Annotated in this window: 7 protein-coding genes; 3 read left to right on the plus strand and 4 right to left on the minus strand. The window is 45.8% G+C overall.

What is annotated here, in order from left to right; translation table 11 throughout:
• The coding region (locus ABW391_RS27730) for an amino acid permease (protein ID WP_353485159.1) at positions 1-743 on the minus strand (743 nt) is incomplete at its 3' end.
• Between the two features lie 100 nt (positions 744-843).
• A complete protein-coding gene (lysM, locus tag ABW391_RS27735; RefSeq protein WP_353485160.1) occupies positions 844-1,314 on the minus strand; it encodes a peptidoglycan-binding protein LysM in 471 nt (156 codons plus the stop codon).
• Positions 1,315-1,509: 195 nt separating this feature from the next.
• Between lysM and secDF the strand changes: the two genes are divergently transcribed.
• Positions 1,510-4,620, plus strand: coding sequence for a protein translocase subunit SecDF (gene secDF / locus ABW391_RS27740; protein WP_353485161.1), 3,111 nt, complete (start codon positions 1,510-1,512; stop codon positions 4,618-4,620).
• A 91-nt stretch (positions 4,621-4,711) separates the two neighbouring features.
• Here secDF and ABW391_RS27745 read toward each other — a convergent pair whose 3' ends face one another.
• Entirely contained in the window at positions 4,712-5,128 is a 417-nt protein-coding gene (locus ABW391_RS27745; protein WP_353485162.1) for an HNH endonuclease, read from the minus strand.
• Between the two features lie 2 nt (positions 5,129-5,130).
• The gene (locus tag ABW391_RS27750) at positions 5,131-5,514 is read right to left on the minus strand and encodes a hypothetical protein (protein ID WP_353485163.1); all 384 of its coding nucleotides are present in this window, start codon (positions 5,512-5,514) and stop codon (positions 5,131-5,133) included.
• Positions 5,515-5,672: 158 nt separating this feature from the next.
• Between ABW391_RS27750 and ABW391_RS27755 the strand changes: the two genes are divergently transcribed.
• Both ABW391_RS27755 and ABW391_RS27760 read left to right on the plus strand, forming a co-directional pair.
• Positions 5,673-7,658: an OmpA family protein gene (locus ABW391_RS27755; protein WP_353485164.1), complete on the plus strand. Its 1,986-nt coding sequence runs from the start codon at positions 5,673-5,675 to the stop codon at positions 7,656-7,658.
• A gap of 56 nt (positions 7,659-7,714) precedes the next feature.
• Positions 7,715-8,287, plus strand: coding sequence for a Uma2 family endonuclease (locus ABW391_RS27760; protein ID WP_353485165.1), 573 nt, complete (start codon positions 7,715-7,717; stop codon positions 8,285-8,287).
• Positions 8,288-8,538: the final 251 nt, after the last annotated feature.

The following is an 8,538-nucleotide window of genomic DNA, read 5'->3' on the forward strand; positions in this document are numbered from 1 at the left end:
ATAAAGGCAAAGAAAACAATGCCCGCTCCACGCAGTACACCGCCCCAGCCCCAATCAAAGAATCCGGTATGGCCAGGAGTTCCTTCAGGGATCATGTAAGGCGTATGATTGGCTGGGCTAATGTAGCCCCATCCAATCACGATGAAAACCAATACAATGAACACCTTGATAAACACGATGATCGCGTTTACAAAAGCAGATTCTTGCGTGCCTTTGATCAGCAGTGCTGTAATAATAGCCAAAATCAACAAAGCAGGCAGGTTGATGATGCCCGAATGATCACCTAGTGATTCAAACGGGGAATGGCACAATTCATAGGGTATCCTCCCCCCCAGAAGCTTGTTGAGGTACTCACTCCAGGCAATCGAAACCGTTGCTGCACCAAGGGCATATTCAAGTACCAATGCCCAACCGATGATCCAGGCCATCAATTCGCCCAAAGTGGCGTATGCATAAGTATAAGCACTTCCGGCAATGGGAATCATGGCCGCAAATTCTGCATAACACAAACCCGCAAAAGCACAACCCAGGGCGGCCAACAAAAACGAGATGGTCACCGCGCTGCCCGCGTGCCCACCTGCTGCTGCTGCGGTACGAACAAACAAACCTGCACCGATAATGGCACCAATGCCCAGGGCAATCAGACTCCAAGCTGTCAACGTACGCTTCAACGTACCATGGCCATCAGCCGAAGCTTCGTTCAACAATTGTGACAGTGGCTTCTTTGTAAAAAGTTTACTCATGTGAAATTGTGGTATTAGGTTGATCAATTCCTCTTTGCACCTGACTCGGGTGACTCTGGTTAGAGGTTATCTAATAAGGTGTAACTTTCCTGCAAATGGACTAGAGTTTTGGTATCCGCAATACCTGCCCTGGATAGATCCGGTTTACGTCTTTCAACATGGGTTTGTTTGCTTCAAAAATGACGGGGTATTTCAATACATCGCCATAATATACCTTGGCAATTTTTGACAAAGAGTCGCCTTTTTTCACTTCGTAGAAATCGGCTTCGGGCTCAGGTTCGATCACGGTCATGCGGTCGTCTACTTCTTCCACGCCTTCTACATTGCCCAAGGTAAGAATAATTTTCTCTTTATCTGCTTGGGTGTGTACTTCTCCGAATACGATCACGGTGTCTTTTTGCAGGTCTACAAAGAAATCTTTGACTTCGATGCCCAAATCTGCTACAGCATCTTTGAGTGCCTGGATATTTTCTTCCTGGGTTTTTTCAGCTTCCTTAGGAACAGTAACTTCCTCTTTCTTGCGCTTGAACAATTTAGCACCTGCATCTTTTAAAAATGAAAACAGTCCCATGCTTGATTACTTTGGTTTGTTGGTAAAATTTTCCAGTGCCAAATATAAAAAACAAAACGTCATTTTGGGAAAAATGGCCAAATCGTAAAATTAATTTCCCTTTTCCGCATTTCTAGCGCCTCTTTTTTACAAAACACCTTATATTTGCCCAGTTTTTTCTGACAAATTTTATACTGTACAAGTAAACAAGAAGTTATGCAAGGAAAAGGACTGGTAAGGTTTTTCCTGATACTGATGACGATCGTCACACTTTTTCAGTTTCTGCTGACAATTCCTACCACCAACGTGGAGAATGCAGCGGATGCCTATGCTAAAAAAGCCAGCGCCAAAGTTTCTACAGCACAGCAAAATGCCGTGTTCAAGAGCAAACGCGCAGCTTATTTGGATTCAATGTCTACCGAAGTGGTCTTTGACCTCAAAGGGCTGAAAAAGTACACCTATCAGGATTTGAAAGGTCAACAATTGGCGATGGGGTTGGACCTCAAAGGAGGGATGAGTGTGGTTTTGCAAGTTGACTTGGAAAATTTCATCCGTTCACTTGCCACTAACTCGGAGAATCCAGAGTTCGATCGCGCTTTGAAAAAAGCGACTCAGGATCAACGCCAAGCTCAAGACAACTACGTGACGCTTTTTGCAAGGGCATACAAAGAGATCAGTGGCAGCAAACCACTGGCCAATTTGTTTTCTCGCAATGACGCGTTGAAAGAGGACATCAAATCTGGTGATCCCGATGCCAAGGTAATCAGCGTGCTGAAGAAAAAAGCGGATCAAACCGCTGATCTAACCTTCCGTTTGCTGAAAGAACGGATCGACAAACTGGGCGTAACCGGACCAAACGTGTCCCTGGACAATGCCCGGGCCTTGATTCTGGTAGAATTGCCCGGTATCGACAACCCTCAGCGTGCCCGTGCCTTCCTGTCAGGTGCAGCCAAACTGGAGTTCTGGAACATCTACCGCCTCAGTGATCCAATCAACCCCAATGCTTCTACCAGCAAACAAATCATCGAAGGATTTATTGCCGCCAATGAAGCACTGGCAAAAACGATCGGAACAGGCAAGACCCGCCCAGACACCATTGGTTTGAAAAAAACCGACTCGCTGGGAAATGCGCTGGCCAAAAGCAAATGGAAATTTGACAGCATCGTACAACGTCCAGCTGACAACCCACTGCTCGAGCTTCTGCAAGTCAATACCCAGGGCACTGCACCTGCATTGATGGGCTACGCTGAGAAAAACAAAAAAGAATCCATCGATTCCATGTTGGCGCGGGATGAAGTCAAAGCTCAATTCCCTCGCGATTTGACTTTTGCCTGGTCTAAAGATCCGATTGCGGATCCCAAAACTAAAAAGCCAACCAACGTATACGAGCTGTATGCCCTCAAAAAAGAAGGTACTCGCGCTGAAGCACCACTCAATGGTGACCACGTGATTCAGGCATTTGAAGATTCTGACCAGAACTCTGGCAAAATCGTCGTTTCCTTGCGCATGGATGGCGAAGGTGCCAAGATCTGGGGCAATATGACCAGCAAAGCTGCACAGGCCAACAACCGCGAAATCGCGATTGCCCTGGACAATGAGGTAATTTCTTGTCCTAGTGTAAACGAGGCGATCCTGGGTGGTAGCTCTCAAATTTCGGGAAGCTTCAACCTCGAAGAAGCCAAAGACTTGGCCAATTTGCTGGAAGTAGGTAAACTGCCTGCGGAAACCCGCATCATTCAGGAATCCATCATCGGTCCAACTCTGGGGCAGGAAAACATCAACAAAGGCTTCGGCACTTTGGTGATTACCTTCCTCGCGATTTTGGCCTTTATGGTGGCATATTATGCAGGTGGTGGTGTCGTGGCTATTTTGGCTTTGATCATCAACATCTTCCTGCTGCTTGGGGCTATGGCATCCATTGGTACTGTTCTGACGCTCCCGGGTATTGCAGGTATCGTACTGACCATCGGTATGGCCGTAGACGCCAACGTAATCATCTACGAACGGATTCGGGAAGAATTGCGAGAGGGGCTGGGATTGAAAGAATCGATCCAGGAAGGTTTTAAACACGCCGCCAACGCCATCATTGATGGCAACCTCACTACCTTTATTTCTGGGGTAGCCCTGGCCGTTTTTGGTCTGGGACCAATCAAAGGCTTCGCGATTGTGCTGATGTTGGGTATCGCAACAACCTTGTTTACGGGTATCCTTGTTACCCGTATGATGGTTGAATACTGGGTTGGTAAAGGCAACAAGATGACGTTCAGTTTACCTTGGTCTTCACACTTCCTGTTGGATCGGAATTACAACTGGATGGGATTCCGTCATATTTCCTATGCTTTTTCAGGAATTGTAACGGTAATCTGCTTCCTTGCTATTTTCATCCGTGGCTTTGACCTGGGTGTTGATTTTAAAGGAGGTTACTCTTACAACATTCAATTTGATTCCAAGGTCAAGGTAGAATCGGAACAGCTACGCCAGGCTTTGACTACTGAGTTCGGATCAACACCTGTTGTTAAAGCAGTAGACACAGAAAATACCTTCAACGTAGTGACAAGCTATTTGGTAGACAGCCCAGACGAAAAAGCTGGAGACCGTGTGGTTGAAAAGCTGTTCAATGGCATCAACGAAATTGCGGGAGGTAATCTTGATCAAGACAAGTTCAAGGATTATGCCAGTACCGGTACCCACATCACCAGTGCAAGTAAGGTAGGACCAACCATCGCCGACGATATCCAGCGGAGCTCGTGGAAAGCTTCTCTGTTCGGCTTGCTTGGTATTTTCTTGTACGTACTTTTGCGTTTCAATAAAATCAAGTACGGCGCGGGTGCGGTAATCGCTACAATCCACGACGTTGTTTTTGCGGTGGGTATGTTTGCCATATTCCATGGTGTTTTACCTTTCAACATGGAAATCGACCAGGCATTTATCGCTTCGATCCTTACGTTGATTGGTTACTCGCTGAATGACACGGTAATCGTATTTGACAGGATTCGGGAATACATCCACAAGTACCCGACTATGAAAAAGAACGAGTTGATCAACGCAGCCATCAACAGTACTTTGACACGTACCATCGTAACCTCTTCCACGGTGTTCCTTAGTGTATTGATCCTGTTCTTCTTCGGGGGCACCAGCATCAAAGGTTTTGCTTTCGCCATGTTGTTGGGGGTAGTTTTTGGTACTTACTCCTCAATCTTCATTGCCGCTCCAATCGTAGCAGACCTTACCAAAGGTGATTACCTGGATGCAAAATTTGCTACCAGCAGTAAAACCGCTGAAGATGGCAAGGGCAAAGGCAGCAGCAAAGCAGTTGTTAAAGCGTAATTGAAAATAGCCAGTTTTGGCGGTGAAAACCGGCAGTTGAAGAAATTCGGCTGCCGGTTTTTGTTTTTATGAGGAGGAAGGTGAAGGATGCTTAAAAAGGAGGATGCTGTGCGATTAAAAAAAGTAGTTTCCTTAGGTTCGTTACTCCCTCTCGGTTTAAATCCAAAAGACTGACGGTTGCTCTTCCTGTTGGTGAGATTCCAAGGATCAAACTAAAATCCTCATTCCATCGAAAATGTTCTTCCCAAACATCAAGTCGTGGATTGTATAAATTTGCGAAAGCACCTGTGATTAAATCTTTGAATTGGATGTGATTGTATTTTTTATTGTTGCAACCTTGGCAACTATAGGCCAAATTGTCCATTTCATCACTACCTCCTTTAGAAATTGGGATGATATGCTCAACTGAAAATGGATCAGGCGAATACTTAAATTGGGAAAAGCAATATTCGCAGCATCCATTTGCTCGTGACCTGACTTTTTCTTTTAAAGCTGCGTTTGCTTTCATTGCTATGCAGCTTTTATGCCTAGCTCTAGCATCAACGCATCGAGTGAAATATTTCTGTATTGAGAGAGTTTAATCAGGTTTTTGATTCGCTCCACATTGGCTATCTCAATTTGGTCTGAAATCTCAATGAGTTCTTCGTATTCCTCTAACGTCAATGTCTCTGCGTCTCTTTTTTCTTTAAGTGTTGAATAGCGCTCCCAGTCATCATTGCTTATTCCAAGGTTGATCGCCTCTAACAGCGCAGCTTCTGTAGCATCTATTCGCGGCATTTGAAACTGGCGTTCAATCATCTTTGAAAGGTAGCTATCGATGTCTATGCCTTCATTTGCAGCATACCATTTTATCTGTTTTTCCAATTCTGGTTGAATATTCAAAGTAATTGACATAGTATTTGTTTTGTAAAAACGTGTACCATACAAAGTTAACAAAAAATATTTTTTTTGTCAACTCCTTTTCATTAATTCTGGTCTGTCAAATAGCAGTCCCATAAACTCTTCCACTCATTTCTGCGTTTTTCTTTATATTCCCGTCATAAAACTACGACATGAAGGTCCTTTTATCCATAAGTCTAATGCTTCTCTTTCTGCTCAGTGCGTGCAGTGTAGCCAATCAAGTGCGCGATGGCAAAATTGCTTTTGAAACCAAACAATACAAAGTGGCCGTAGGCTTGCTGCAAAAAGAGTACAACAAAGCCAAAACCCGCATCGAAAAAGGCAAACTGGCTTACATGTTGGGGCTCTCCCTCAAAGCCACCAACCAAAGCGAGCAAGCCATCGACTGGTTTCAAAAAGCCTACGACAACCAGGCAGGTACCGATGCCTTGAAGGAAATGGCCCAAGCCCTCAAAATGGCTGGCCGCTATGCCGATGCCAAAGAGGCGTACAAAAACCTGGGCATCGAAATAGGCAGTCCCTATGAATACCGCAAGGAAATTGCCGCCTGTGACGTTGCCGAAGGTTGGAAAAAAATCAAAACCCCTGAATACAGCGTTGAACCCGCCACCTTCAACTCCAAATACGCCGATTACGCCCCCGTATTTTTCAAAGATCAATTGGTGATCACTTCCGATCGCGCAACGGCTACGGGCGACAAAAAAATCTATGCCTGGACGGGCAATGATTTCAGCGACCTTTTTGCCATCAATCCCCAAACGGGCGATGCCAGCAACTTTAGCGCGGCCATCAATACCCTGGCCAATGAAGGCACCGCAACCTTTAATGCCAACTACACCGAAGTGTTTTTTACCCGCTGCACCGGCACAAAAAAGGAAGACCAATTCTGCAAAATCATGCACAGTGTGTTCGATGGCACGTCCTGGATTGCTCCTGATGCGCTGAGTTTTCAACAGCCTGGCGTCAATTACGGCCAACCTTGTTTGTCTCCCAATGGCAAAGTGTTGTATTTTTCTGCCGAACACCCCGACGGCTGGGGCGGACACGACATTTGGGTCAGCGAACGCATAGGCAGTGAATGGGCAGAACCCAAACTCTTGCCTCGCACCGTAAACACCCTGGGCAATGAGCTGTTTCCGAGCATGGACAACGATACGCTCTATTTTTCATCTGATACCCACCCAGGCATGGGCGGACTGGACATTTTCAAAACCTACCGCCTCAAAAACGGCGATTGGGCGCCAGCATACAATCTCAAGCCCCCTATCAACTCCATGGGCGATGATTTTGGGTTTCTGGTAGACTATCAGTCCAAACGAGACTCGGGGGTCACCAGCAAGGGCTATTTGACCTCCAGCCGCAGCGAAGGCCAGGGCAACGACGACATTTATGTATTCGAGCGCCGTTATGTACCCCCTCCTCCCCCACCACCGATTGCCGAGATCCCCAAAGAGCAACCCAAAGCCAAGCTGATTCTGGATGGGTTCGTGTTGGAAAAAATCTTTCAGGAAGCCACCAACCCCAACAGTAAAGTGCTGGGCCGCAAGCCATTGCCTGAATCCAAAGTAGACATCAAAATTGGCAATAAAACCGAAACGGTCACCGTAGATGCCGAAGGGCATTTCCGCATTGAATTGGCCGAAAACCTGGACTACAATTTCTTGGCTACGCATCCGGGCTACCTCAATAATTTTGCCAAATTCTCCACCAAAGGGATCGCCAAAGACCCCAACAACCCGGAGCAGATTTTTGAAATCGAGATCGTACTGGACAAAATCTTCCTCGACAAAGACATCCGCCTCGAAAACATCTACTACGACCTCGACAAATGGGACATCCGCGCCGATGCCCAACCTACCCTGGATAAATTGTCCGAAACCCTGAAATTGAATCCCAAAATCAAAATCCAATTGTCGTCTCACACCGACTGCCGTGGCTCAGATACTTACAACGAATCGCTGTCGCAAAAACGCGCCCAGTCTGCCGTGGATTACCTGATCAGCAAAGGGATCGATGCGGCACGCCTGGAAGCCCGTGGCTATGGTGAAGGGGTACCCGAAGCAATCTGCGCTTGCGCGAAGTGTACGGAAGAAGAGTATCAGTTGAATCGGAGGACTGCGTTTCGGGTGGTGCAGTGAGGAGGCTTTCAATCCAGCAATTAATTTAATAATTTGCATTAAAACTGTAAGCAACCATGACAATAGCAACAAGTAGGTATAGTATAGAGGATTACCTCGAAATGGAATCCAATAGTACCGCCAAGCACGAGTATTGGAATGGAAAAATTTGGGAAATGGCCGGAGGAAGTGATGTACATAACGAAATTTGTGCACGCATCATCATTGAAATAGGTAAAGCTTTGGAGAAAAGTACTCAAACCTTCAAAATTTATACCAGCGATATGAAGATATGGATTGAAAAACGTCGTCGTTTTGTATACCCTGATGCGGTTGCTGTTGCCGTCAAACCCCTGTATTATGAAAATCGTCGGGACATTATCACGAACCCCTTACTTGTAGTAGAAGTTTCTTCTGATGGTACAGAAACCTATGATCTTTCTTCCAAATTTGAACAATACCGTAGTGTTGATTCTTTCAAAGAATACTTGATCGTTAGTCAATCGGAGCGAATCATCACCCGCTATTATCGGGAAAAGGACAACTTGTGGAGTATGACTGATTATACTGAAAATGATGCGCTGGTGCCTTTACAGTCAATGGGATTGGAGGTACCTTTGAGTGGGATTTATTGGGGGGTAGATTTGTGATGATGAAACTGCTTTGCTGAATCTGGTAACTTCCTAAGCCAAAGGCTGCGCCTTCCAGTTATCAATATTTTTAGTGGTAGAAGAAAAATTCACTCTTACCCCTATTACCGGTTTTCCTTTGTTCCAAAAAGCCTGAAAGCGGCGCGTTCTACCTCATGTTTGGGATAGTCTAGCTCATGTAGGCCAAATGCATTGCGCGACAGAGCTACACCCGAAAAAATTCCCTACCTTTCCCCTCAAAAACCACCAAA

This window comes from Haliscomenobacter sp., from assembly GCF_040403615.1.
In the GTDB taxonomy this organism is placed as follows: domain Bacteria; phylum Bacteroidota; class Bacteroidia; order Chitinophagales; family Saprospiraceae; genus Haliscomenobacter.